The sequence below is a fragment of the uncultured Campylobacter sp. genome (genome assembly GCF_937997535.1).
Classification (GTDB): domain Bacteria; phylum Campylobacterota; class Campylobacteria; order Campylobacterales; family Campylobacteraceae; genus Campylobacter_B.
The window spans coordinates 17,702-41,329 of the sequence record NZ_CALKTT010000093.1; the positions used below are offsets into that span (position 1 = coordinate 17,702).

Below are 23,628 nucleotides of genomic sequence, written 5' to 3' on the forward strand. Positions count from 1 at the left end.
TTACTTTTTTTTGATACAATGGTGCCCAAAATAAGGGGCGAAATGGCTAAATTTAAAGAAATTTTATCCGATATCAACGAATTAATAGTTTTTAAACATTCGGTTTTCGCGCTGCCGTTTATCTTTACGGCGATGATTACTGCGAGCAAGCTGCAAAACGGCTCGATATGGTTCGGCTGGAAGTTGCTTTTTTTAGGGATTTTATGCGCGGTAAGCGCTAGAAGCTTCGCGATGGCGCTAAATCGTTACTTGGACGAGGATATCGACCGTGCCAATCCGCGCTGCGCTTCGCGCCCTAGCGTGGACGGACGGATCGGGCGCAGGAATTTACTGCTTTTCATCATCGCAAACGCAGTGGTTTTCATAGCGGTTTCGGCGCTTATAAATCCTTTGGCGCTTAAGCTTTCGGTGCCGATTTTAGCGGCATTGGGCGGGTATTCATATTTTAAACGCTTTAGCGAGACCGCGCATTTAATGCTCGGCTTTTGCTTAGGGCTTGCGCCGATTGCGGGAGCGATCGCCGTTAGTGGCGTAATTCCGCTATGGTCGGTACTGCTGTGCTTTGGAGTAGTATTTTGGGTAGGCGGCTTTGACGTGTTGTATTCGCTTCAAGATATGGAATTTGACCGCACGGCTGGGCTTTACAGCATTCCTGCGCTTTACGGCAAGGAAGCCTCGATGTTTATCTCCAAAATTTTTCACGCCGTGGCGGTGCTTTTTTGGCTACTGTTTTGCGCGGCGGCAAATTTAGGCTTTTTTGCCTATCTGGGCGTGGCTGCGTGCGCGACGATCCTGTACTTCGAGCATAGGATCGTGCAGAAAGATTTTAACAAGATTGATCGCGCGTTTTTCACGCTCAACGGCTACTTGGGCATCGCCTTTTTTGCTTTTGTTTTTGTAAATTTATTTTAAGGAACCCCTATGGATCTTAACACTATCATCATTTTAGGACTTTGCGTCGTTATATTTTTGATGTTTTTCGTCATATATTTTAAAGATAAGCAAGCGGATAAAAAATTCGAGCGCTTCGATCAGGTATTGACTGACGCTATGCAGGAAAACTATCTGCTTAAAAAGAAGGTCGAGGAGCTAAAAGAGATGATCGATTCGGACGGCAAAGTCGCCCCCAATATCGATATAAACGCGATTGCCGACGTGATCGACGAGACGATAGAGCAGAGGCTAGATGTAGTGCCTACGATGATAGACGAGCGGGTAGAAAAGCAGATCAGACCGCTACTAGATCAGCTTAAAGAGCTCATCGGCTCGGTAAGAAAATAGCCTGAGCAATATAAAAATAAAATTTTGCAAAATCGCTTTGTTTTTTATATAATCGCCGCAAATTGATATTAAGGCAAAATATGCTAATTGATAAATTTGGACGAACGATCGATTATTTGCGCATTTCGGTTACGCAGCGGTGCAATTTCAGATGCAGATATTGCATGCCGAGTACGCCGTTTAATTGGGTGCCGCGAGAGAATATTTTAAGCTTTGAGGAGATGTTTTTATTCGTCAAAGTTGCGATCGACGGCGGCGTAAAAAAGATCCGTATCACCGGCGGCGAACCGCTGGTGCGAAAGGGGATCGAGGATTTTATAAAGATGATCGCGGATTACGCCCCGGGTATCGATCTTGCGCTTACTACCAACGGATATTATCTCAAAAACTACGCGCGCGCCCTGAAAGACGCGGGGCTAAAGCGCATCAATATGTCGCTCGACTCGTTGCGCCCGGAGCGAGCTAAATTTATAGCTCAGCGCGGCGTGCTTTATAACGTCCTAGAGGGCCTTGACGCTGCGCTTGAAGCGGGGTTAAAGGTCAAGCTAAACACCGTCGCGCTAAAAGGGATCAACGACGACGAGCTTATTTATTTGCTGGAATTTGCCCGCGAAAAGGATTGTCAGATCCGCTTCATAGAATTTATGGAAAACACTCATGCCAGCGATCTTGCGGGATTAAAATCGAGTGAAATTTTAGATATTTTAAGGCGTAAATTTATCTTTACCGCTCTGCCGAAATCGCAGAGCTCGCCCGCGTCGCTTTACGCGCTTGGGGACGGCTACACCTTCGGTATCATCGATCCGCACAAGCACGATTTTTGCGAGAGTTGTAACCGTATCAGACTAAGCGCAGAGGGGCTTTTGATCCCGTGCCTTTACTTCGAGGACGCGCTAAGTATCAAAAAGGCGGTCAAAGAGGGCGACATCGCCGCAGCCGCCGAAATTTTGGCTAAAATTTTAGCGAATAAGCCCGAAAAAAATCGCTGGCAAACTGACGCTTCGAATGAAATTTCAAGCCGCGCATTTTACGAGACGGGCGGATGAGGCTCGTAGAGAGCTTTTTAAGTATCCAAGGCGAGGGCAAATACGCGGGCAGGCTCGCGTTTTTCTTTCGCTTTGCGGGCTGTAATCTGCGCTGCGAGGGCTTCGGCGGCGAGCGCATTTCGCCAAAGACCGGCGAGATCTTGCGCGGCTGCGATACGATCCGCGCGGTTTTTACGAGCCACTTTGAGCACGAAGAAATTTTAAATTTAGCCCAGCTTTTGAATAAAATTCCAAATTTATCAGGTTCGTCCTGTTTCACGCCCGCACGCTCTACGCCGGGTTTTTGCGCCGCCGAGTCTTTTTCTGAAAGCGATACGTTAAATTCCGCCGCCGCGCAAAAGCTTCTCCGTCCAGGCAAGAGCGCAGAAAATTCTTTAAATTTAACGAGCGAAAATTCTTTAAATTTCGCGGCGCAGAATTCTTTAAATTTAAATCCGCAAAGCTCCGCATCACCGCAGAGCACTAAGCTTTATCAAAAGCCTATCGTCGTTATCACCGGCGGCGAGCCGCTACTGCACCATAAAGAGGCGCTATTTTACGAGTTCGTCTGCGAGCTGCTAGCGCGCGGATACGAAGTGCACTTCGAAACCAACGGCACGATTTTAGTGGATTTTGAAAAATTCCCCGCTTACAAAAGCTGCGTTTTTGCGATTTCGCCTAAGCTCTCAAACTCCGCCGAGCCGCGCGAATGCAGGCTGAGCTTCGCCGCGCTGCGAAGCTTAAAACAAAACGCAAAGGATAGCTTTTATAAGTTCGTCATCTCGCCCGAGTTTGACGCGCAGCCCGAAATTGCCGAAATTTTAGCGGCGTGCGAGAGCGAGGTTTATTGTATGCCGCGCGGCGCGGATCGTCGCGAGCTGGAAAGCGGCGCGCAATTTTGCGTGGATTTTTGCCTAAAAAACGGCTATAATTACTCCGATCGCCTGCACATTAGAATTTGGGGCGAGAAGGACGGGGTATGATAATCAGGAAATTATACGAATTCGAAAACGCTCACATCGTGCGCCTATGCGGCTCGAAGCGGTGTCGAACGAGCATCCACGGACACTCCTACAGATGCGAAATTTTGCTTAGCTCAAATTTTTTGGATGAAGCGGGGATGGTTTATGACTTCGGCTACATGAAGCTCGGTATCCGCGAGCTTATCGATAGTTTCGACCACGCTACGACGATCTACGCGCGCGATGATGCGAGCTATATCGTGGATCTGAAAAAACACAGCGCGCGCTGGGTACAGATACCGCTAAATCCGAGCGCGGAGCAGTTTTGTAGAATTTTTTTCGTCCTTGTGGACCGACTTTTGAGCTTAACTCAGATGCAAAACGGCGAGCGCGAAGTAAAACTTCACAGCGTCATCGTGCATGAAACGACCACCGGCTACGCGCAGTGCTTCCGCGAGGATGCCTACAACGCGCAGATGGGCGTGATCTCGCTGGAAGAGATAGAATTCTCGCCGGCCGTGCGCGAGGAGTGGAGGCAGCCGGAACTTTGGCAAAAGCTTCTGCGCGGCGAAAAAATCATCTATCCAAAGGATTGCTGATGAGAAATTTCTTTAAATTTGGCTCGGGGCTCGTTCGCGTTTTTGCCGCGTGCGCGATCTTTGTCTGCGCGCTTGCTTTGGGCGGCTGCGACGATGAGAAAAAGGACACCTTGCAAAAGCCACCGGTAGATAGCGAGGTGCCGAAGGACGTACCCATCGCGCCTAGCGAGCCTAAAGTCGATATAAACGCCGATATGCCGCCGCTTCCGGTGACCGAATAGGACGGAGCGTTGAAAAATCGGCGGCTAAATTTGAAAATTTTTAAAATTTGCGTAGTTCGTATGCGGCGCGTAGGCGCGATTTTAGCGTTCTTCTTGTCCGTGCGATCTGCGCAGAGAAATTTTAAATTTTATAAAGCTTTATCTGCAAAATTTCATTCTTGGTGTGAGATATACTGCGTAAAACCGCGATTAGAAGGTGGCACGATAAATTTTAACGCAATAAATAGCCGCAGCCGCTTTGAATGGTTTTTAAAATTTCAAAGGCGCGGAGCAGGTCTGCTTTATCTCGCGCCGAAAAAGTTTGCGTTGAAATTTGATCATTTCAGCTCTAGCCGCGCAAAATTTTATCCTGCAGATTTAACCCCTCGGCGGAAGTGATGGATTATCTGTATCAAAGCGCCCTGGGTTTTCATAAATTTTTCGCGCTAGCTGCGGCGATTTTAACGATAATTTATCTGATCTTTACCCAGCTTAAGATCGATGCGGCGGCGGAATTTCACCCTCGCGGCAAGGCTTTAAATTCCGCCGCCTCCGCGCCGCAAGCTGAAAGTTTAAAGCAAAAGAGCAGATCTGGGCTTAGATTTCTTAGGCGCATCAGGCTGTTTTTGCCAATATATTATGCGACTCTCGCAGCCCTGATAATCAGCGGAAGTGTGATGCTGCCGGTGCTGCGCTTTGATCTGAGCTTTAGAATTTACTTCATGGCAGCCGCAGCGCTAGCGATGATTATACTTAGCGCGGTATCGTACAAGCGGCTGAAAATCGCGTATCTAAGTCAAAACTTTGCGCCGTATCAGCGCAAAATGCGGGTGATTTTGGGGCTAAGCTTAGCGATAATTTTGATAGCGAGCGTTATTTGATGGTATATTTTTACGATAAGTTTGCAGGCGAACAGAGCCTGATTTTGCAGAATGATCAGTTTTTGCACCTAAAAGCCAGACGAGCAAGGGCGGGCGAGCGCATAGACGTGCGAAATCTAAAGGACGGGGCGAGTTATCTATATGAGATCGCTGAAATTTCGCGCAAGGGTGCGGTTCTAAATTTGGTTTTTAAAAGCTCTGTTTTTACGCCGAGCCACGATTTTTGCGTCGCTTGGGCGGTCGTCGAGAGCGCTGTGATCGAAAAGAGCCTGCCCGCGCTAAACGAGATGGGCGTCGGGCGGGTTGTTTTGGTCTATGCCGATCTGTCGCAGAAAAACGTGCGGCTCGATCCGCAGAGGATGGAGCGGATTTTGATCAACTCGTCGCAGCAGTGCGGGCGAAATTCCATCATGCAGATCGAGGTTTTGAGCGGCTCGGACGAGCTCGCGCAAAGATATGAAAACGTAAGCCTGATCAATTTTGGCGGCAAGAACATCGACATTTTCGGCGGCGACGAGATCGCGTTCGTTGGCCCGGAGGGCGGATTTTCGCCGCGTGAAAGGGAGAAATTTAAAAACGCCTATGCGCTTAATAGCCCTTATATTTTGCGCTCAAACACAGCGCTGATTGCAACTTGCGCGAAGCTGATGTTTTAAACGCTCGGCAAATTTTAAAATTTAAAGCCGCGTGCTTTAAATTTTGGAATTTAAAATTTTGCCTGCGCGACCTGTTATGTTTATTAGCGGCTTAACGCGCGGCGCGTATTTGCTGCGGCATATCTTCGCGCGCTTGTATTTTGCACGCCGCGGTGAAATAAAATTTTACTCGCAAGCGGGCTAAATTTTAAAATTCTTCGCGCTTAAAAAGCATGATCGAGAAAAAATTGCCGCTCCGCCGCGAGATTTTTAAAACCCTTTAAATTTGCTTTTTAGATAAAAAAGTTGTATAATCGCAACCTTTTAAAATCATCAAAAAGGATCAAAAATGAAAAAAGATATCCATCCGAACTTTGTCGAAACGACCGTTACCTGCGCTTGCGGCAACACTTTTAAAACGCGCTCGAACAAGCCTGAGATCCGCGTCGATATCTGCTCCAACTGCCATCCGTTTTTCACAGGCAGCGAGAAGATCGTAGATAGCGCGGGCCGCGTCGAGAAATTTAAGCAAAAATACGGAATGAAATAGTTGCTATATCTCATTCCTACGCCGATAGGAAATGTAAGCGATATCTCGAGCCGCGCGCTTGAGGTATTGCAAAGCTGCGAAATCCTAATCTGCGAGGATACGAGGGTTTCAAAAAAACTTCTAAACTTATTATCCGATAAATTTCAAATTTCATTTAAAATTTCACAGTTCTACTCGCTGCACACGCACAATGAAGCGGAGTTTTTCGCGGGTTTTGATGCGGCGCTTTTGCGCGAAAAAGCTTGCGCATACGTAAGCGACGCCGGCATGCCCTGCATCAGCGATCCGGGAATTGCGCTCGTAAAATTTGCGCAACAAAACGGCGTGCCTTACGAGGTGCTTAGCGGCGCAAACGCTCTGCTGCTCGCAGCCGCCGCAAGCGGACTAGTGGAGAAAGAATTTAGCTTTTTAGGCTTTTTGAATAATGACGGCACGCAGCGCAAAGCCCAGATTCTAAATTTAATGCAAAGCCCCTATCCGTGCGTACTCTACGAATCTCCCAAGCGCGTGGTAAAGCTAATAGAGCAGATCGCTGGGATCGATGCGCAGCGCAAAATTTTTGCGATTAAGGAAGCCACGAAAAAATTTGAAACAAAATTTTTCGGTAGCGCCGCAGAGGTTCTATCCAGCCTAAACGGCGCAAATTTAAACGGCGAATGGTGCGTCGTGATTGACGGCGCAGGCGAGAAAAGCTTTGAAAAAATCACGCAGGAAGATATTCTCTCGCTTGAGATCGCGCCGAAAATAAAAGCGAAACTGCTCTCAAAAATAAACGGCGAACCCGCCAAAGAAATATATAAAAATTTGATACGCTAAGTCATATTTTAACCGTTTTTCGCTAAAATCCCAAAATGATTATTTACGGCAAGCAGCTGTTTTTGCACCTTTTAAACTGGCATCCGCAGAAATTTATCCGCATCATCCTTGCAAAGGAGTGCGAGAAAGAAATTTTTAAAAAGATCGCCGCGACTGGCGTAAAGATCGAGCGCGCCGATGCGAAAAAAGCTCAAGCCCTCGCTCGCGGCGGCAACCATCAAGGCTTCTTGGCCGAGGTGGAGGAGTTTAGCTTCGGCGATCTTGCTAGCGCCAAAGACGATAAATTTGTGCCGATCCTTTACGGGCTTACCGATGTCGGAAACATCGGCGCGATAATGCGTAGCGCCTATGCTTTGGGCGCGGACAGCGTGATCGTCGTCGCAAATAATCTAAATATGGCGGGCGTAGTGCGCGCAAGCTCGGGCGCGGCGTATGAGCTAAACGTCGTTAAGGCTACAGACGGGCTTAGCGTGATAAACGAGCTTAAACAAAGCGGCTTTGAAATTTACGCCGCGAGTGCGGACGGGACGAGCTTTAAGGAGTTAGAGCTCGGCGCGAAAAATGCACTCGTAATGGGAAACGAAGAAGAGGGGATACCTGCTAGAGCGCTTAAAAAATGCGACCGCGCGGTATCGATAAAGATGCGCGAAGGCTGGGACTCGCTTAACGTAAGCGCGGCATTTGCGATACTATGCGATGGAATTTTAAATGGAAGAAATAAAAGAGAAGTTAAATAATACGGACGAGCAGGCGGAACAAACCGAGAAGCCGGAGCAAACGCAGCAACCAAAAAGCAGCGATCTAGATAAATTAAAATCTATGGATCTGATAGAGATAGCGCGCACGACGCGCATTGATGCGCAAAATTTAGAATACATCATAAATAAAGACTTCGAGAAACTAGCAAATTTTAACGTGAAGGGCTACATTAAAATTTTAGAGCGCGAGTTTGGGCTGGATCTATCGGACTGGCTTAGCGAGTTTGAGGTCGCGAAGGAGAGCTTTGCGCCCGTTAAAAAGGCTAAAGTCGAGCAGGTCTATGGTCAAAGGGTCAGCCCTAACAAAAGCGGCGGCGGTTGGCTTTTATGGCTGCTTGTGATGGTGTTAATTATAGGTGCGATCTTTTATTTTGGACTTTATAAAAGTTTTGGCGAATTTTTGGGCTCGCTTTTATGGGAGCAAAACAAAACCACCTATTCTGACGCTCCGATTGTAAATAATACTCAAAAAAAGCTTGAAAACATCGGTATCGACGTCGTTTCGCACAACGCTACAGATGAAAAATTCGCACTAAAGTCAGATGCCAATGCAGCCGCTGCTGTGGATGAAAATTTAAGCTCGCTAAACGCGCTGGACCGCTCTATCAGGATCGAGCGCGCGAGCATTAAGACTGAGGAAAATTCCACCGACGAAAACGCCACGCAAAGCAAACCCGCGCCGAGCAAAGATATCGTGCTTAATCCACGCGGCAAAATGTGGATCGGTATCATCGATCTAAAAAGCGGCAAGAAGCGTGAGATGGTCATAAATACCCCTTATGTCGTCGCTTCGCAAGGAGATGAGGAGCTGCTAATCTCTACCGGTCACGGGATGTTTGAGCTCGGCAAAGCCGATGGCAACGTAACTTTCAGCGAAAGAAACACTCAAAAATTTCACGTTAAAGATGGCAATATCACTAAAATTTCAGCCGATGAGTTTCTGCGCCTAAACAAGGGCAAAAAGTGGTAAAATCCTCGCTCTCGTGCGTGGCTCTTCGCTCTTAGGGCTTTTGCCGCCGCTGAGAGTAAAATTTCGGCTTGCTACGGCGCTCGGTTTAAATTTAACCTTGCGGCTGTAAATTTAAAAAGTTTGAATCGTGTTGCCTTGGATAAAATTCCAAGTGGCGTAGATAAAATTTAACGGTGCGGATAAAATTTCAAACGATGCGGGCGCTTGCGGTAGCGCGCTAAATTTAAGAGACGCCGTCCATGGTGCCCTGCAAAACGGAGGTCTCGGTCGTTTCGATCGGATGTAAATTTAAATGTCGCCGCAAAGGGTCGCAACGCGCTAAATTTAAACGATCAACGCCTCTGCGTCCCCGCGGTTTTGAAATTTTAGCGAGGTAAAAGTTTAAATTGCCCGAGCAATATAAAAAGCGCCGCCGCATCGCCGCTAAGGCTTGAAATTTTGCCTCCGTGCGGCACGAGCAGATCGCGCGTTTAAGGCGCGGAATTTCAAATAGGATTTGAAAATTACTTTAAGATAAGAGGTTTGAGATGTTTGACGAAATCCGTTTTTCAAAAATCGAGCGTTTGCCCAATTACGTTTTTGCTGAGGTCAATGCCATAAAAATGGCGGCGCGCAGAGCCGGCGAGGACATAATCGATTTTTCGATGGGCAATCCCGACGGCAGGACGCCGCAGCATATAATCGACAAGCTTTGCGAAAGCGCGCAAAAGGACAAGACGCACGGCTACTCCGTAAGTCAGGGCATCTATAAGCTGCGACTTGCGTGCGCGAATTGGTACAAGCGCAAATACGGCGTGATCTTGGATCCGGAAAGCGAGATCGTCGCGGTGATGGGCTCCAAGGAGGGCTTCGTGCATTTAACAAGCGCGATCGTAAATCCGGGCGATGTCGCGGTGGTGCCCGATCCCGCGTATCCGATACATACTCAAGCTTTCATCATCGCGGGCGGCAACGTCGTTAAAATCCCGCTTGCCTATGATGAGAATTTAAATTTTAATGAGAATAAATTTTTCATCGATCTGCAAAAAACTTTCGACGAGAGCATTCCGCGTCCAAAATACGTCGTCGTAAATTTCCCGCACAACCCTACCACCGTCGTCGTACAAAAGAGCTTCTACGAGCGGCTTGTGGCGATGGCGCGGCAGGAGCGGTTTTATATCATCAGCGACATCGCTTATGCAGAGATCGCTTTCGATGATTACAAAACGCCGTCAATCTTTGAGGTTCAGGGCGCAAAGGACGTCGCAGTCGAGGCGTACACGCTTTCTAAAACTTACAATATGGCGGGTTGGCGCGTAGGTTTTGTTAGTGGCAACAAAAAGCTAGTCGCCGCGCTTAAAAAGATAAAATCGTGGTTTGATTACGGCATGTTTACGCCGATACAAGTAGCCGCAACGATCGCGCTGGACGGACCGCAGGAGTGCGTAGAGCAGATCCGCGCGAGCTATGAGAAGCGTAGGAATTTTTTGATTGACGCTTTTGCGGATGCGGGCTGGCAGATCGCAAAACCTAGCGCGTCGATGTTTGCGTGGGCGAAATTGCCGCCCGCGGCGGCTCATCTAAGGAGTATGGAGTTTTCCAAACAGCTTCTTACCAAAGCGTGCGTTGCCGTAAGCCCGGGCGTTGGCTTTGGCGCGGCGGGAGACGATTACGTGCGGATCGCTTTTATCGAAAACGAAAACAGGACCCGCCAGGCTGCTAGAAATATAAAAAAATATTTGAAAGAGATCTGATGAGGGTAGCGATTTTAGGCGTCGGCACCGTAGGTAGCGAAGTTGCAAATATTTTGATCAAAAACAAAGATATCATTCTTGCGCGCGCAGGCGTTAGCATAGAGCCCGTAATCGGGCTCGTGCGCGATACGAGCAAAAAACGTGACGTAAAAATTCCGCTTAGCAGCGACGCTGGGAGTATCATCGAGCGCGATGACATCGACGTTTTTGTAGAGCTTATGGGCGGGGTAGAAAAGCCCTACGAGATCGTAAGCGAAATTTTAAAGCGTAAAAAGGCGGTCGTTACCGCAAATAAGGCGCTTTTGGCTTATCATCGCTATAAACTTCAGGCTTTGGCGGGCGACACGCCTTTTGGCTTTGAAGCGAGCGTAGCGGGCGGAATTCCGATCATAAAAACCCTGCGCGAAGGGCTAAGCGCCAACCGTATCGAAAAGATCATCGGCATCGTAAACGGCACGAGCAACTTCATCCTTACGAATATGATGCAAAAAAACGAGAAATTTGAAGACGCGCTAAAGCGAGCTCAAGAGCTCGGATATGCCGAAGCCGATCCAAGCTTTGACATCGGTGGGTTCGATGCGGCGCATAAGCTTTTGATCTTAGCTAGCATCGCATACGGCGTGCACGGCGATCCCGAAGATATCCTAATCGAGGGGATCGAAGAGATCACGCAGGAGGATATCTATTTTGCGCGCGAATTCGACTTCATAATCAAGCTGCTTGCGGTAGCCAAGCGCGCGTGCGATAATAAAGTCGAGCTGCGCGTCCATCCAGCGCTCATTTCAAAGGATCAAATGCTCTCAAAAGTAGACGGCGTAATGAACGGCGTGAGCATCTACGGAGACTGCGTCGACGAGAGTATGTATTACGGACCTGGCGCCGGCGGAAGCGCTACGGCAAGTGCGGTTATAAGCGATCTCATCGACATTGCGCGCGATAATAAAAATCCGATGCTCGGCTATAAAATTTTGCCGAGCGAAAATTTTATGCAAATTTTGCCTAGCGAGCAGATCCGTACGAAGTATTATTTCAGGCTGCGTGTGCGCGACGAGAAGGGCGTACTTGCGAAGCTTACGAACATTATGAGCTTAAACGATCTTTCGATCGACAGCTTTTTGCAAAAGCCTAAGCTCAAAACGGATGAGGAGGTGACGCTGTTTTTCACGACGCATACGTGCTGCGAGAAGGATATCAAACGCGCAATAAGCGTAATTAGCGGTGAAAATTTCATTACGCAAAAGCCTTTTATGATCAGGATCGAAAGCTAAATTGAGCTTAAAAGAATATCTTTTTGGTTTTGCCTGCGAAGACCGTGCGGCGGAATTTTTACGCGGCGAAGGGTTTAAAATTTTAAAGCGAAATTTCCGCTGCCGCTTCGGCGAGATTGATATTGTCGCGCGCAAAGACGGCATTTTGCACTTCGTCGAGGTGAAGGCCACTAGCGGCGATTATGACGCTGCGGAGCGCGTGACAGATGCCAAGATGGCTAAAATTTTAAAGGCGGTTGAATTTTATCTGATGAGCTGCGATACGGACGAGTCGTGGCAGATCGACGTGGTGGAAGTTTATCCAAAGCAGATAAAATTTATCGCCAACATATCTTTTTAAATTAGAATTTTTATTATTTATTTAAGATAGTTAACTATAATCCGCAGAATTTTAATACAAGGAGAACATTATGGGAAAGTATATAGAGCTTACTTCGGAGAATTTCGACGTTACTAAAGAGGGTGTCGCGCTAGTCGATTTTTGGGCGCCTTGGTGCGGGCCGTGCCGTATGATCGCCCCGATCATCGAGGAGCTTGCGAACGATTACGAGGGCAAGGCTAAAATTTGCAAAGTAAATACCGACGAAGCGCAGGATCTTGCGGTGCAGTTCGGCGTTCGCTCGATCCCAACGATACTATTTTTCAAAGACGGCGAGCTAAAAGCCCAACTCATCGGCGCGCAATCTAAGCAGATTATAGCCGACAAACTAAACTCGCTTCTGTAAATTTTAAAAGGGCGGCTTTCGCCCTTTTTTCTCCCACTCATCGTTATATTAATTAAATTCGTAAATTTAGCGCCCGCGGCTTTACTTAATAAAATAATTAAGGAGAAAAAATGTTAGATTTAGCAATTATCGGCGGCGGCCCTGCGGGGTTAGCGGCGGGGCTTTATGCTACAAGAGGCGGTTTAAAGGATGTCGTGATGTTTGAGATGGGGATGCCCGGGGGGCAGATCACCTCAAGCTCCGAGATGGAAAACTACCCGGGCGTCGCTGCGGTGACCGACGGGATGAGCTTTATGGCGCCTTGGCAGGAGCAGTGCTTCCGCTTTGGCTTAAAGCATGAGATGGTGCGCGTGCTGCGCGTTTTAAAAGACGGCGATGGAAATTTTACGATCTATCTCGAGGGCGATCAAACACGACGCGCGCGTGCCGTTATCGTAGCTACAGGCTCTACTCCGCGCCGCGCGGGGATTGAGGGCGAGGATGAGTTTTTTGGTCGCGGCGTCAGTACCTGCGCGACCTGCGACGGGTTTTTTTACAAGGGAAAAGAGGTTGCCGTCCTCGGCGGCGGCGATACGGCGCTAGAGGAGGCGCTGTATCTGGCTAAAATTTGCTCTAAAGTCTATCTGATTCACCGTCGCGATGAGTTTCGCGCCGCGCCTTCGACCGTGCAAAAGGTGCGCGAAAGTGAGAATATCGAGCTCATCACAAATGCGCTCGTAGAGCAGATCAAGGGCGATGCAAGCGGCGTAACGGGCGTCGTCGTGAAGGATAAAACCAGCGGCGCCGCGCGTGAGCTGCAGCTACCTGGGATCTTCGTATTCGTGGGGCTTGACGTGCGAAACGAGGTGCTAAAGGGCGATGATGGTAAGTTCATTTGCGACATCACGCCGGGCGGGCAGGTCGCGGTAAATTTAAAGATGCAAACAAGCGTGCACGGGCTATTTGCGGCGGGCGATATGAGACAGGATGCGCCTAAACAGGTCGTTTGCGCGGCGGGTGACGGTGCGGTTGCCGCACTTAGCGCGATTGCGTATCTGCAAGGACACGATAAATAAGCTTGTATTCGGCGTAAAATTTCACGGCGCGGCGGGCGAAACTGCTTCCGTCGCGCTTTTTAAATTTAAAAGCCCGCGTCAAATTTGAATGAAATAATGAAATTTTGACGCAAGGCGGCTCAAATTTAAAATTTCGTCAAATTGAGCCGCAAAATAATGCTATCGTCTTTTGCGGAAACGCTTCCGAGCCGAAACGTCTTTTAAAAATTCAGATAAAATTTTATTGTCTTTCGTAGAAAGTTGCAAGGGCGTCTTCCGCCGTTTTTCTATTATTAAATGCCGATCTTATCTTAATAACATCATCAATTATATCTTTAGTCACTATAAATTTATCCGATAAACTTACGCTCTTATCAGCATTCACGATAAAATTTAATTCGATCTCAGCCTGTGGCGGCAGCTCTGCTGCCCTTCCAAGCTGTAGCCTTATTTGGCTAGGCGTTAGCTGCGAATAATAAGCGACGTCTTCTAATGAATCAATAATATTACTCATATAAATCGCAGAAGTTTTTGGTTCACCATCCTTTAGTATTTCATCTTTTAATTTATCGTCGCAATCAACTGGCTTTTTTTGAAATGAGTAATCTATTTTGCCTCTGTCTTTGAGCTCCTCTTGAAATTTCGTCTCATTTATTTTGCAATGTTCATTTGCCAATTTAAGTAAACGCTGTTGTTTATCATCAGATTTATCTTTATAGAAAAGCACGGCACCTCTTAAAGACGTGTTTAGCATAGCCTCTTTATATTTTTTGTTAAAGGCATCTACATCAACCTTTACTTTCTCCATATCCACGTCGCAAACCATCTTAACCGTCTTTAATCCACCGTTTTCCTCTTTGCTCCAAGTAATATTTTTGCAGAGTTTCGAGCCCTCGATCGCCGTGCCAATACTCATCGACTTGAAATCAGGCAAAGTGTAGTCTTTCACGAGCTGTATCTCATCTGCGCCGCATCCTGTTGAAATCAACGTCGCAAGCGCGACACCTAGTGCATATTTCATCTTTAACTCCTTGAGGTAAATTTTCTAGAAAATAATGCTACCCCCCCCCCTGCTTAAAAACGGATAAATTTAGAGCCGAAATTTGATATAAATTCGCGAAGTACGTGGCTAAAAGCGTGAAAGATAAAATTTAAAGATAGAATTTTAAAAGAATTCGGCGAGAGAGGGAGGGAATCGAACCCCCCGGAAAACGGTCAACCGCCCTCCTATCGGATTTGAAGTCCGCAGACGCCACCAGGTCGCCATCCTCTCCAAATGCGGGAATTATAGCGAGATAAAATTTATTTAGCTTTAAAGAGGCTAAATTTTAAGCCCTTTCGGCTCATTATTAGCGACGGTAGGATTATGAGCGCACCCAAAAGAAGCAGGCTCATCACCAGACATATTAACATCCCAAAGTAGATCGTAGGCCAGAAATTGCTCATCATCATCACGCTGAATCCCAAAATGATCGCAAACGACGTATAATACATCGCGTATCCGATACTTGCGTGGCTCGCGCGGATTGCCGCGGCCTCGTCGCCCAGGCGCGCAAACTCCCGCTTGTAGCGATAGATATAGTGGATGACGTCGTCAACGCCGATACCGATGCTAATCGCCGCTATCGTGATACTCATGATATCTAGTGGAATGCTCGCAACCCCCATAATGCCGAAGCAGGCGCAAAGCGGAATTAAATTTACGACGATCGCGATAAGTGCGTATGAAAACGAGCGAAAGATGATCACGAAAAGCACGAAAAGCACGAGCACGGTAATACCCAGAGTGCCTATCTGCGAGCTCATCAGGCTTTGAAGCATATTGTTATAAAGCACCATTATGCCGCTGATCTGCACCGTGACGTTATCCTTAGCGAGTAGAGAGTCCAGATCGCGCTTAAGATCGGCTAGGAATTGCGCCCTGCGGAGATTCGGATCGCTATCTATAGTGCGGATGCTAAAGTGTGCCTCGTTCGCTTCAATATTAACAAAGGGCGAAAGCACTAATTCGCGGTAGTTTGCCGGCATTTCAGAGTAGATTAGAGCAAGGCTCAGATCGTCCAGATCGCGCCCCTGATTAATCTGCTTGCCGAGCTTTAAAAGCGATGCGAGCGAGCTTACGTTGCCGATAAACTCGTGCCCGGCGACGTTTTTGTCCTTCAAAAAATCATCTATTTTGCTGATGATACGCATCTTTTCGGAGGTGAACCAATACTGCGGCTTGTTTTCGTTGGCGGCGTACTCGGCTTCGAAATCGCCAAAATCGTCGCTCACGGTGGAATTTTGCTCTAAATTTGCGGCGTGGATTTGATCCGAATTTGCGGCGTCGCTTGGTTGTGTTGCCGCAGCGGGGCCTTGCTCGGACAAATTTTTATCATTTAAATTTTGCGCCGTGGCGGTAGAATTCTGAGTAGCGGAATTTTGCACGATAGAATTTTGCCGAGTAGAATTTGCCGCAAAATTTCGCCCAGCGGGATTGGAATTTCCACCGCTCTTAAAATTTGCGCTGCCGTTTACGGAATTTTCACTCCCGCTAGCAGTATCTGCGCCGCCTGCACTTTTAAATTTAACGACGATATCAAGCGGGATCGTTCCGCCCAGATTGGTATCGATAACCTCCATACCCGCGCGGATGTCGGTGCTTTTTTTAAAGTAGCCGATGAAGCTGTTTTCGACGCGCAGCTGTGAGATGCCGTACAGCCCAAAGATCACCGCTGCAGCGCACACTCCGTAGACCACGCCTCTGCTACGCAGCGCCGTTTCGGCGCACCAAATGGTAAATTTAAAGTGCTGCTCGAAGCTGCGATTATTGTGCGTGCGTGGCAGAAGCGACATAACCGCGCCGAATACTCCAAACGCCGTAACTAGCGAGATGCTGATGCCTACGCTCATCATAATTCCCAGAGAAATTACGGGCTTTATATCGCAAAAAATTAGCGACATAAAGCCGATAACGGTCGTAAAGATTGCGAAAAAGCAGGGTCTTGCGCGCTCGCGTAGCACCGCGTAAACGAGCTGGCGCTGCGAAAATGCGTGAAAGCGCGCGCTAAACTCGCGGTAGGCGACGATTAGGTGGATACAGACCGAAACCGTGATGATGAGCTGAAGCGCTATGAAATTTGAGCTAATGACCGTGACCTCAAAGCTCAAAAATCCGAATAATCCCACTGCGAGCACGACCGAATACGCGCAGATGATAAGCGGCAGCAGGATAAATTTTGCCTGTCTAAAAAAGAGCCAAAAGCAAGCTAGCAGAAGCACCAAGGCGCCGAGTCCGTAGGTCGCCAGATCCGAGCGGACGTAGCCTACCATATCGTCGGCGATCATATTTAATCCGCCCAAAAATAGCCGATCGCCCGCAAATTCCTTCTCAAAGCCCGCGATCAGCGCACGCAAAGCCATAATATCTCGGTGATCCTTTTCGCGCAGCTCGTCGCGGTAGGATTTAAAATTTTGCTCTGCAACTTTAAGCGCGTCTTTAAGCTGTGAAATTTGAGCCCCCGAGCGGTTGCCCTCGTGCTCCGCTTGCTTTAGAGCGCTTTTGGCTCCGTCTCTTAGGCGCAAAAGCTCCTCGTAGCGGGTCTGCGGTTTTAAATTTATTAAAATTGCGGTAGTGCGAAGATCGGCGCTTACTAAATTTGACGCATAAAAGGGGCTTGTGGCAAACTCGCGCCTAGCCGCGGTTAAATTTACGTCCGCGTCGGTAAGAGTGGGTATGTGCTTAAGCAGCTCGCTCATGCCGCCACCTTTGTTTAGTAAAAGCGGTACGTTCGTGATGTCCGTGACGCTGGCGACGAAATCCAGCTTAGAAAAAGCGGCATCCATCTGCGCTATCTTGCGGATCGTCTCGGGCGCTAAAAGATCGCCCGCGGGAGTGTATGCAAGCACCAAGAAATTCGGCGTTTCGTAGCGCTTAGATACTTCGCGCCAAATTTGAAGGTCTTTGTCATTATCTAGCAGAAGTGTCTGGCTCGAAGCGTCGATCTCTAGCTTTGTGGAGTAATATCCGAAAAACAGCGCAAGCGCCGTAAACAGCGCGAGCGTGATTTTCGGAAACGCGACGATTAGGCGAAAAATTTTTTTCAAATACCGCTCTTTTAGGCTTGCCGCTATTCGCCGCTATTGATGACGGTGGAATTTAGCCGCTTTATGAGCTCGTCAAAACCCAAGCTTTGCGTTACATCGCCTAGCTGCGAGCGGTAGGTCTGAATTAAACTAACGCCCACGATATCGACATCGTAGATGCGCCAATCAGAGCCGTTAGGATAAAATTTAAAATCGATGTCGTAATTTTTCTGCTCGCCGATGACCTGCGTTTTTAGCACGCGGCGTTTATCGCTCGGGCTTTGTTTACTTAGTACCTTCATATCCTGATCGGTATAAAGCGAAAGCTTTTCGATAAAGGAGCGCTTTAGATGCGCCTCGAAGGCTTTATTAAATTCCGCGATTTGCGCAGGGCTAAGGCTCGCATAATGTTTAGCAAGGGAGAGCTTCGCCATCATTTTATAATCAAAATAGCCGTCAAAAAGCGCAAAAATTTTTGCGGGCTTTGCGTCTTTTGGGGTGCTGCTTCGCATGATGCTTACGGCCTCGGCGACCTTTTGGCTCATCACAGGCTCAATATCCGCATCGCTAATAGCGTGCGCCGAAATCAAAAGCGCTCCGCAAAGCGCTAGAACTTTTAAAATTTTCATTTTCATTCCTTTATTAATTTCTCGCGATTTTGCTCGTAAGCATCGCGTAAAAATGGATATAGATCCACTGCATCTTTGGTCATTTTTTCATAAAATTTCGGATCGCGCGAGTAATCGTTAAATATTCTAAATCCATTGACGGAGTTTCGAACGGTGCCATCTTTAATATAGTTTATCGGATTTGAAAAATAATCTCCGACAAGCCCCGCTGTATCGCGCAGATTGCTCTGTCCCAAAATCGGCCAGACGATATGCGGACCTGCCGGAACGCCCCAATATCCGAGCGTTTGCCCGAAATCCTCGTCGTGGCGCGGAATTCCGTAGTATTTGCCTGCCATATCATTAAGCCCGCCGAAGCCGACGGTCGAATTGATCAAAAATCGCTTCGTCTCGTCCCAAGAATTTTCAAATTTACCCTGCAATAGGTTGTTTACGAGCCTCATCGGATATAAAATATTATAGAAAAAATTTGAAAACGCGCCCTGGATCGGATCGGGCATTACGTAATCGTAGCCGCTGGCTACGGGGGTTAGTATATATGAGTAAAATACGTCGTTGAAGCTCGTCATAACGCGGTTATAGCCGCTAAGCGGATCGAAAACCTCACGTTGTGCGAACTCCTCGTCAAAACCATCCGTATCGCTAGGCGCTACGTCTTGCTTTTGCGAGCAACCGCAGAGTGCCAATGCCGCAGCTAAGAATATAATTTTTATAAATTTCAAATGTGACCCTTCTTTATAAATCAAAGTGGCGATTTTACAAGTTTAAAGAAATTTTGTCAATAAAGGTAAAATTTCATATAGAATTTCCCTCTTTATATCGCAGAATAAAGCCTGCAGCTCTTTAAGAAATATATCAGAGGATATATTATAAAATCACGTGAAAGTAAATAAGAAAGGATGAAAATGGATGCAAAATTTGCTTTGGAATTCCTGCTTGGCAACAAAGCATCGCTTTTAGCCAAGCACATTAAGCTGCTTAAGGCCGTAGATGAGACTAAAAGTATTACAAAGGCCGCAGAGATCGTAGGAGTGTCGTATAAAAACGGCTGGGACGCACTAAATTTAATCAACAACGCGAGCAAAAAGCCGCTCATCGTTCGCACTCAAGGCACTAAGAAAAATAGCGGCTCGGAGCTCACTCCATACGCTCACAAGCTGATTCGCGCTTATGATGCTATCAGCCACGCGGGTGAGACATTTTTGAGTGAAATTTTAAAGCTTGACGAGATCACCGAAGAAAGTCTTTTAAGCCTGGAGAAGATCGGTATGAAACTTTCTGCACGCAATCAGCTAAGTGTTGAGATTACGGATATTCAAACAGGCGCTGTAAATTCTCAAATCACAGCTAAACTCGCAGGTGGCGAAATTTTATGCGCGACGGTAACCGTAGAGAGCGAAAAAAATTTAGGGCTAAAGGCGGGCAAGGATGTGCTGTTTTTATTCAAAGCTCCAAGCGTCATCATCGCTAAAGGAAGCTCGGAGAAGCTAAAACTTAGCACGACGAATCAAATCAAAGGCACGATTAGCGAGGTCAAAATCGGGGCAGTAAACGCAGAGATCTGTCTAGGCACGAGCTCGCATCAAAACATCACCGCGATCATCACGCGAGAATCTGCCACCGCGATGGCTCTGGGAGTAGGAGATGAGGTAACGGCGATCATCAAGCCTAGCGAGATCATTATTGGCGCGTAATAGGGTGAAATTGGGTGCGTAAAATTTTAAAATTTAAGGCGTAAATTTAAAATTTTAGATACAATTCAATTCTCTGTGAGAGCCGAAACGAAAGGCATAAAATGAAGTTGAAAGCAGTGCTTTTAGGAATTTTAACCGCAGGCGCGCTAAGCGCCGGAGAGGTCAGCGTCGCAGCCGCTGCGAACACGACGTATGCGTTTGACGAGATCAAGGCGGAATTTGTCAAGCTGCATCCGCAAACTACGCTAAATGTGAGCTTGGGTGCGAGCGGTGCGCTTAGCACGCAGATCAAAAACGGCGCTTCGTTTGATGTTTTTATGGCGGCTGATATGAAATTTGCAGACGATATGTATAAAGAGGGCTTTGCGACGGCGCCTGCCAAAACTTACGCCAAAGGCAAAGTGGCGATGTTTAGCGTGCGCGGCGTAGATCTTAGCAAGGGGCTTGAAATTTTAAAAGACCCTAGCGTTAAAACGATTTCCATAGCAAATCCAAAGACCGCTCCTTACGGCACCGCAAGCGTACAGGCCTTCCAAAAAGCGGGAGTTTACGATGAGATCAAAGGCAAAATCGTAGAAGCAAAATCGATTGGCGAGGCTCTTTCACAAGCGCTTAAAGCGTCCGACGTTGGTTTTATCGCAGCTAGCGCGATGTATGCGCCTAAGATGGCAAAGGACGGCTGCAACGGCAAGCCTTGCAAAGAGGGCGAAAATTTCGTCTTGGTTGACACCAAACTCTACGAGCCGATAGCTCAAGGCATGGTCGTGCTAAACCGCGCCAAAGACAATGCTGAAGCCAAGGCGTTTTATGATTTTATCCTAAGCGATAAGGGCAGGGCGATCTTTGCTAAATACGGATACGAGTTTTAATGATTAGAGCGAGAATCAACGAAATTTTACAAAAAGACGGCATCCATTCAGTAGGATTTATCGCGGGCGGTATCAAGCTACGTGGTGTATTTCTGCAGCTAAGTAGCGAGCTTAAGGCGGGCAGCGAAGTTTACGTGGGCTTTAAAAGCACTGATGTGCTTTTATCTCGCGAAGCCCTAAGTGGTGTATCTAGCGAAAATGAAATTCACGGCAAGATTACGAGCCTAAGTTTGGGCGAAATTCTATGCACGCTTAGATTTGAAGGCAAGATAAGCTTTGATGTGCTCATTAGCGCGCATTCTGCGCAGGAGCTTGCTTTACGCGAGGGCGACGAGGTTTTCGCATACATTAGCGCCACTGCGATATATATAGAAAAATATGATAACGATTGATTGTAAGAAAAAAATCAGTGATGATTTCTCGATTGATGCTCGCTTAGAGATTAACAAAGGCTCGTTTGTGTGCCTATATGGGCGCAGCGGCAGCGGTAAGACTACACTGCTGCGCATTTTGGCTGGATTCTTGCGCGCAGATAGTGGTAGCATAAAAGACGGCGATCGTGTGCTGCAAGAAGGTAATGAATTCTTAAGTGCGGGCAAGCGCAGGATCGGCTTTTTATTTCAAGACTACGCACTTTTTGAGAATATGAGCGTGACGGGCAATCTACTTTTTGCCAGAAACGATCCGCAAAAAGCCGCAATGCTGCTTGAAATTTTAGAGCTTAGCGAGTTTGCAAAATCCGGTGTCGAGGGTCTTAGCGGCGGACAGAAGCAGCGCGTAGCACTTGCTCGCGCGCTGATGCAAGAGCCTGAAATTTTGCTACTTGACGAGCCGCTTTCGGCGCTTGATTTTACGATGCGCGAAAAAATCCAAGAGTATTTGCTAAAGATCCACGAGCAGTTTCATCAGACCGTGATTTTGGTAAGCCACGACATAAGCGAGATTTATAGGCTTTGCAAGCGAGTTTATGAGATGAAGGATGGCAGGATCGTCCGCACCGGTACGCCGGAGGAAATTTTTCTTAAAACTAGCGGCTCGCAGAAGTTTTCTTTCGCGGGCAAGGTTGTCGATTTGCAAGCACGCGACGGGATCAAAGTGGCTGTCGTAGCGATCGGTAGCCAGCTGTGCGAAGTGGTGCTAAGCAATGCAGAAGCCGATGGCTTGCAAGTAGGCGATGAGGTCAAAGCGGGTGCCAAAGCCTTTAATATCACTCTGCGTAAAATTTAAACTTGCAGACAAGCTTTTAGGTGCGCCTAAGTAGGAAACTTCAACTAGATTAGAGATTTAAATACAGGCTTTTATGGAATTTAGACGAGGGATTTTGCGAAATTTTAGCTAGATTTGCCCGCAAAATACGGTGAGATTTTAAAATTTCATTCGCATCGCGCTTAGATTTTCATGAAACACAAAATTTAAACGCAGGCTAGAGTAAAACCGCAATGCAAGACTAGATAGCGTGGGAAAATTAAGCTTAAATTTTAGATTTTGCGCAGACAGGCGCCGTTAAATTCCTTCTTTGAATTTATTAATTGGCGTGGTGGGTTTATTTTTAAATTTGGCGGCTTTTAGCTTACTTTTTTGGCAGGAGTTGCGCGAATTCTATCATGCGATCTTGGTAAAAATTTAATGTAAAGCTTCGCAAAAACTTAAATTTTTAGATTTGGAATTTTGCCTGGATTTTGTGGCTTTGAAATTTTAAAAGCTCTAACGGCTTGAAGCTTGCGTGCTAAACTCGCTTCATAAGAGCTGTGGCAGGATTTCATTAACCCGGTTTTTTACATTTATGCGAAATTTTAATTTCGTCTTGTCGGGCTCAATCAAATTTCACTAGGTCGTTCGGAAGGTGTCGTTTAGCCTATCTTGCGTGAAATTTGCGCTCAGATAAATCCTGCCCGCTTAAGTTTTAAAGCCTAGTGAAGCTTTTTGAAATTTAGCTCAGCAAAATTCGTGGCCTTAAAAATTTGCCAGCTTGGTAGAGAGCTTAAAGATTCGGCAGGATTTGCACGCTTGAAGGAATTTATTAGCCAAGCACTTTTATAAATTCCGCTCGCTTTAGCTTGCACGAAATTTTCAAAATTTCATTTTGCAAAGCCTTATGACTATGAGGTTTGCGCAAATTCTATCTAGCTTTGCCTCTAAATTTTAAAGTAGGGCTAGGCTTTTAAGATTTTATAGTTTGGGCCCAGTGGCTCGGCTCGGAGGATAAATGTTTGAAATTCTAAAGGGGCTCGATTACACGCCGTTTCTCGTTTCATTAAAGCTTGCGAGCTTAACGACATTTGCGTTGTTTATCATCTGCGTGCCGCTTGCATTTTTTATAGCGAAAAAAAATTTCCGCGGCAAAAGCGTGATCGAATCGATCATCTCGCTTCCGCTCGTGCTGCCGCCTTCGGTGCTAGGGTTTTACCTACTCGTTTTTCTATCGCCGTATTCGGTGCTGGGGGAGTTTTTCGACAAACACTTCGGGCTTAGACTCGTATTTAATTTCAGCGGGCTTGTGATCGCGAGCTGTATCTACTCGCTGCCGTTTATGTTTTCGCCGCTGGTTTCGGGCTTTCGTTCGCTTCCGCGCTCGCTTTTTTGGGCGTGCGATTCGCTCGGCAAGGGCTATTTTTCCAAGCTTTTTCGCGTCGCGTTACCCGCGATACGCCACTCCCTGCTTAGCGCCTTGGTGATCTGCTTCGCGCACACGATGGGCGAGTTCGGCGTCGTGCTGATGATCGGCGGCAGCGTGAGCGAGCAGACCAAGGTCGCCTCCATCGCGATTTATGAAGCGACCGAAACGCTCGATTTCGCGCAGGCTCACGCGTATTCGGCGCTGATGCTTATTTTTAGCTTCGCGGTACTTTTAATGATGCATTTTTTGGGTGCGCGCGGAGCGAAAATCAAAGCTTAAATAGGCTTTAAAACGAAATTTGCTAAAATCCCGCAAAA

At 47.2% G+C, this 23,628-nt stretch carries 26 protein-coding genes and 1 pseudogene; 23 read left to right on the top strand and 4 right to left on the bottom strand.

The genetic code is table 11. The features are described from left to right. Positions 1 to 42: 42 nt before the first annotated feature. The 18 genes and pseudogenes from mqnP to trxB all read left to right on the top strand — a co-directional run bounded on the left by mqnP (position 43) and on the right by trxB (position 13,458). Positions 43 to 912, top strand: coding sequence for a menaquinone biosynthesis prenyltransferase MqnP (mqnP, locus tag Q0117_RS08715; RefSeq protein WP_297924624.1), 870 nt, complete (start codon positions 43 to 45; stop codon positions 910 to 912). A 9-nt stretch (positions 913 to 921) separates the two neighbouring features. Then, positions 922 to 1,281, top strand: coding sequence for a hypothetical protein (locus tag Q0117_RS08720; protein ID WP_297924626.1), 360 nt, complete (start codon positions 922 to 924; stop codon positions 1,279 to 1,281). An 80-nt stretch (positions 1,282 to 1,361) separates the two neighbouring features. Further along, a complete protein-coding gene (gene moaA / locus Q0117_RS08725) occupies positions 1,362 to 2,327 on the top strand; it encodes a GTP 3',8-cyclase MoaA (RefSeq protein ID WP_297924628.1) in 966 nt (321 codons plus the stop codon). Beyond that, positions 2,324 to 2,566, top strand: a pseudogene (locus Q0117_RS08730) (7-carboxy-7-deazaguanine synthase QueE); the annotation flags it as partial. The gene moaA and the pseudogene Q0117_RS08730, both read left to right, overlap by 4 nt. After that, positions 2,546 to 3,289, top strand: a complete 744-nt coding sequence (locus tag Q0117_RS08735; protein ID WP_297924811.1) for a 4Fe-4S cluster-binding domain-containing protein — start codon at positions 2,546 to 2,548, stop codon at positions 3,287 to 3,289. The pseudogene Q0117_RS08730 and the gene Q0117_RS08735, both read left to right, overlap by 21 nt. Continuing rightward, positions 3,286 to 3,867 carry a 6-carboxytetrahydropterin synthase gene (locus Q0117_RS08740; RefSeq protein ID WP_297924630.1) on the top strand — a complete coding sequence of 194 codons (582 nt, stop codon included), beginning with the start codon at positions 3,286 to 3,288 and terminating at the stop codon, positions 3,865 to 3,867. Before Q0117_RS08735 ends, Q0117_RS08740 begins: the two co-directional genes overlap by 4 nt. Continuing rightward, a complete protein-coding gene (locus tag Q0117_RS08745) occupies positions 3,867 to 4,088 on the top strand; it encodes a hypothetical protein (RefSeq protein ID WP_297924632.1) in 222 nt (73 codons plus the stop codon). The genes Q0117_RS08740 and Q0117_RS08745 overlap by 1 nt, the downstream gene beginning before the upstream one ends. A gap of 377 nt (positions 4,089 to 4,465) precedes the next feature. Then, positions 4,466 to 4,948 carry a hypothetical protein gene (locus tag Q0117_RS08750; RefSeq protein ID WP_297924634.1) on the top strand — a complete coding sequence of 161 codons (483 nt, stop codon included), beginning with the start codon at positions 4,466 to 4,468 and terminating at the stop codon, positions 4,946 to 4,948. Continuing rightward, on the top strand, positions 4,948 to 5,604 hold the full coding sequence (locus Q0117_RS08755) for a 16S rRNA (uracil(1498)-N(3))-methyltransferase (RefSeq protein ID WP_297924813.1): 657 nt from the start codon (positions 4,948 to 4,950) through the stop codon (positions 5,602 to 5,604). Before Q0117_RS08750 ends, Q0117_RS08755 begins: the two co-directional genes overlap by 1 nt. Before the next feature lie 328 nt (positions 5,605 to 5,932). Beyond that, complete coding sequence (rpmE, locus tag Q0117_RS08760; protein ID WP_177387662.1) at positions 5,933 to 6,133, top strand: 50S ribosomal protein L31; 201 nt, start codon at positions 5,933 to 5,935, stop codon at positions 6,131 to 6,133. Next, complete coding sequence (gene rsmI / locus Q0117_RS08765; RefSeq protein WP_297924636.1) at positions 6,134 to 6,949, top strand: 16S rRNA (cytidine(1402)-2'-O)-methyltransferase; 816 nt, start codon at positions 6,134 to 6,136, stop codon at positions 6,947 to 6,949. Positions 6,950 to 6,984: 35 nt separating this feature from the next. Beyond that, positions 6,985 to 7,686 carry a 23S rRNA (guanosine(2251)-2'-O)-methyltransferase RlmB gene (rlmB, locus tag Q0117_RS08770; RefSeq protein WP_297924639.1) on the top strand — a complete coding sequence of 234 codons (702 nt, stop codon included), beginning with the start codon at positions 6,985 to 6,987 and terminating at the stop codon, positions 7,684 to 7,686. Beyond that, on the top strand, positions 7,658 to 8,677 hold the full coding sequence (locus tag Q0117_RS08775; protein ID WP_297924641.1) for a hypothetical protein: 1,020 nt from the start codon (positions 7,658 to 7,660) through the stop codon (positions 8,675 to 8,677). Before rlmB ends, Q0117_RS08775 begins: the two co-directional genes overlap by 29 nt. Positions 8,678 to 9,204: 527 nt before the next feature. Beyond that, positions 9,205 to 10,410 (top strand): LL-diaminopimelate aminotransferase, encoded by a 1,206-nt coding sequence (locus tag Q0117_RS08780; RefSeq protein WP_297924643.1) that lies wholly within the window; start codon positions 9,205 to 9,207, stop codon positions 10,408 to 10,410. Next, positions 10,410 to 11,678: a homoserine dehydrogenase gene (locus tag Q0117_RS08785; RefSeq protein ID WP_297924645.1), complete on the top strand. Its 1,269-nt coding sequence runs from the start codon at positions 10,410 to 10,412 to the stop codon at positions 11,676 to 11,678. Before Q0117_RS08780 ends, Q0117_RS08785 begins: the two co-directional genes overlap by 1 nt. Position 11,679: 1 nt before the next feature. Continuing rightward, the gene (locus Q0117_RS08790; RefSeq protein ID WP_297924647.1) at positions 11,680 to 12,018 is read left to right on the top strand and encodes a YraN family protein; all 339 of its coding nucleotides are present in this window, start codon (positions 11,680 to 11,682) and stop codon (positions 12,016 to 12,018) included. Positions 12,019 to 12,088: 70 nt separating this feature from the next. Beyond that, complete coding sequence (gene trxA, locus Q0117_RS08795) at positions 12,089 to 12,403, top strand: thioredoxin (protein ID WP_295151069.1); 315 nt, start codon at positions 12,089 to 12,091, stop codon at positions 12,401 to 12,403. Positions 12,404 to 12,513: 110 nt separating this feature from the next. Further along, entirely contained in the window at positions 12,514 to 13,458 is a 945-nt protein-coding gene (gene trxB, locus Q0117_RS08800; RefSeq protein WP_297924649.1) for a thioredoxin-disulfide reductase, read from the top strand. A gap of 220 nt (positions 13,459 to 13,678) precedes the next feature. Here the strand turns inward: trxB and Q0117_RS08805 are convergent, their stop codons facing one another. From Q0117_RS08805 to Q0117_RS08820, 4 genes are all read right to left on the bottom strand, one after another. After that, on the bottom strand, positions 13,679 to 14,458 hold the full coding sequence (locus Q0117_RS08805; protein WP_297924651.1) for a hypothetical protein: 780 nt from the start codon (positions 14,456 to 14,458) through the stop codon (positions 13,679 to 13,681). A 281-nt stretch (positions 14,459 to 14,739) separates the two neighbouring features. Then, positions 14,740 to 17,523: an MMPL family transporter gene (locus Q0117_RS08810; protein WP_297924653.1), complete on the bottom strand. Its 2,784-nt coding sequence runs from the start codon at positions 17,521 to 17,523 to the stop codon at positions 14,740 to 14,742. A gap of 23 nt (positions 17,524 to 17,546) precedes the next feature. Next, positions 17,547 to 18,131 carry an ABC transporter substrate-binding protein gene (locus Q0117_RS08815; RefSeq protein WP_297880726.1) on the bottom strand — a complete coding sequence of 195 codons (585 nt, stop codon included), beginning with the start codon at positions 18,129 to 18,131 and terminating at the stop codon, positions 17,547 to 17,549. Positions 18,132 to 18,133: 2 nt separating this feature from the next. Then, positions 18,134 to 18,853 (bottom strand): VacJ family lipoprotein, encoded by a 720-nt coding sequence (locus Q0117_RS08820; protein WP_297924655.1) that lies wholly within the window; start codon positions 18,851 to 18,853, stop codon positions 18,134 to 18,136. Between the two features lie 183 nt (positions 18,854 to 19,036). Between Q0117_RS08820 and Q0117_RS08825 the strand changes: the two genes are divergently transcribed. The 5 genes from Q0117_RS08825 to modB all read left to right on the top strand — a co-directional run bounded on the left by Q0117_RS08825 (position 19,037) and on the right by modB (position 23,590). Further along, positions 19,037 to 19,825: a TOBE domain-containing protein gene (locus tag Q0117_RS08825; RefSeq protein WP_297924658.1), complete on the top strand. Its 789-nt coding sequence runs from the start codon at positions 19,037 to 19,039 to the stop codon at positions 19,823 to 19,825. 101 nt (positions 19,826 to 19,926) lie between these two features. Next, positions 19,927 to 20,694, top strand: a complete 768-nt coding sequence (gene modA, locus Q0117_RS08830) for a molybdate ABC transporter substrate-binding protein (protein WP_297924661.1) — start codon at positions 19,927 to 19,929, stop codon at positions 20,692 to 20,694. Then, positions 20,694 to 21,086 carry a hypothetical protein gene (locus Q0117_RS08835; RefSeq protein WP_297924665.1) on the top strand — a complete coding sequence of 131 codons (393 nt, stop codon included), beginning with the start codon at positions 20,694 to 20,696 and terminating at the stop codon, positions 21,084 to 21,086. Before modA ends, Q0117_RS08835 begins: the two co-directional genes overlap by 1 nt. Next, entirely contained in the window at positions 21,073 to 21,921 is an 849-nt protein-coding gene (locus Q0117_RS08840; RefSeq protein WP_297924667.1) for an ATP-binding cassette domain-containing protein, read from the top strand. Before Q0117_RS08835 ends, Q0117_RS08840 begins: the two co-directional genes overlap by 14 nt. A gap of 979 nt (positions 21,922 to 22,900) precedes the next feature. Then, positions 22,901 to 23,590: a molybdate ABC transporter permease subunit gene (gene modB, locus Q0117_RS08845; protein ID WP_297924671.1), complete on the top strand. Its 690-nt coding sequence runs from the start codon at positions 22,901 to 22,903 to the stop codon at positions 23,588 to 23,590. Positions 23,591 to 23,628: the final 38 nt, after the last annotated feature.

Bases quoted from the DNA above. Each gene is read 5' to 3' on its own strand.
- mqnP (WP_297924624.1), top strand. From the start codon at position 43: ATGGCTAAATTTAAAGAAATTTTATCCGATATCAACGAATTAATAGTT.
- Q0117_RS08720 (WP_297924626.1), top strand. From the start codon at position 922: ATGGATCTTAACACTATCATCATTTTAGGACTTTGCGTCGTTATATTT.
- moaA (WP_297924628.1), top strand. From the start codon at position 1,362: ATGCTAATTGATAAATTTGGACGAACGATCGATTATTTGCGCATTTCG.
- Q0117_RS08740 (WP_297924630.1), top strand. From the start codon at position 3,286: ATGATAATCAGGAAATTATACGAATTCGAAAACGCTCACATCGTGCGC.
- Q0117_RS08745 (WP_297924632.1), top strand. From the start codon at position 3,867: ATGAGAAATTTCTTTAAATTTGGCTCGGGGCTCGTTCGCGTTTTTGCC.
- Q0117_RS08750 (WP_297924634.1), top strand. From the start codon at position 4,466: ATGGATTATCTGTATCAAAGCGCCCTGGGTTTTCATAAATTTTTCGCG.
- Q0117_RS08755 (WP_297924813.1), top strand. From the start codon at position 4,948: ATGGTATATTTTTACGATAAGTTTGCAGGCGAACAGAGCCTGATTTTG.
- rpmE (WP_177387662.1), top strand. From the start codon at position 5,933: ATGAAAAAAGATATCCATCCGAACTTTGTCGAAACGACCGTTACCTGC.
- rlmB (WP_297924639.1), top strand. From the start codon at position 6,985: ATGATTATTTACGGCAAGCAGCTGTTTTTGCACCTTTTAAACTGGCAT.
- Q0117_RS08775 (WP_297924641.1), top strand. From the start codon at position 7,658: ATGGAAGAAATAAAAGAGAAGTTAAATAATACGGACGAGCAGGCGGAA.
- Q0117_RS08780 (WP_297924643.1), top strand. From the start codon at position 9,205: ATGTTTGACGAAATCCGTTTTTCAAAAATCGAGCGTTTGCCCAATTAC.
- Q0117_RS08785 (WP_297924645.1), top strand. From the start codon at position 10,410: ATGAGGGTAGCGATTTTAGGCGTCGGCACCGTAGGTAGCGAAGTTGCA.
- trxA (WP_295151069.1), top strand. From the start codon at position 12,089: ATGGGAAAGTATATAGAGCTTACTTCGGAGAATTTCGACGTTACTAAA.
- trxB (WP_297924649.1), top strand. From the start codon at position 12,514: ATGTTAGATTTAGCAATTATCGGCGGCGGCCCTGCGGGGTTAGCGGCG.
- Q0117_RS08805 (WP_297924651.1), bottom strand. From the start codon at position 14,458: ATGAAATATGCACTAGGTGTCGCGCTTGCGACGTTGATTTCAACAGGA.
- Q0117_RS08815 (WP_297880726.1), bottom strand. From the start codon at position 18,131: ATGAAAATTTTAAAAGTTCTAGCGCTTTGCGGAGCGCTTTTGATTTCG.
- Q0117_RS08825 (WP_297924658.1), top strand. From the start codon at position 19,037: ATGGATGCAAAATTTGCTTTGGAATTCCTGCTTGGCAACAAAGCATCG.
- modA (WP_297924661.1), top strand. From the start codon at position 19,927: ATGAAGTTGAAAGCAGTGCTTTTAGGAATTTTAACCGCAGGCGCGCTA.
- Q0117_RS08835 (WP_297924665.1), top strand. From the start codon at position 20,694: ATGATTAGAGCGAGAATCAACGAAATTTTACAAAAAGACGGCATCCAT.
- Q0117_RS08840 (WP_297924667.1), top strand. From the start codon at position 21,073: ATGATAACGATTGATTGTAAGAAAAAAATCAGTGATGATTTCTCGATT.
- modB (WP_297924671.1), top strand. From the start codon at position 22,901: ATGTTTGAAATTCTAAAGGGGCTCGATTACACGCCGTTTCTCGTTTCA.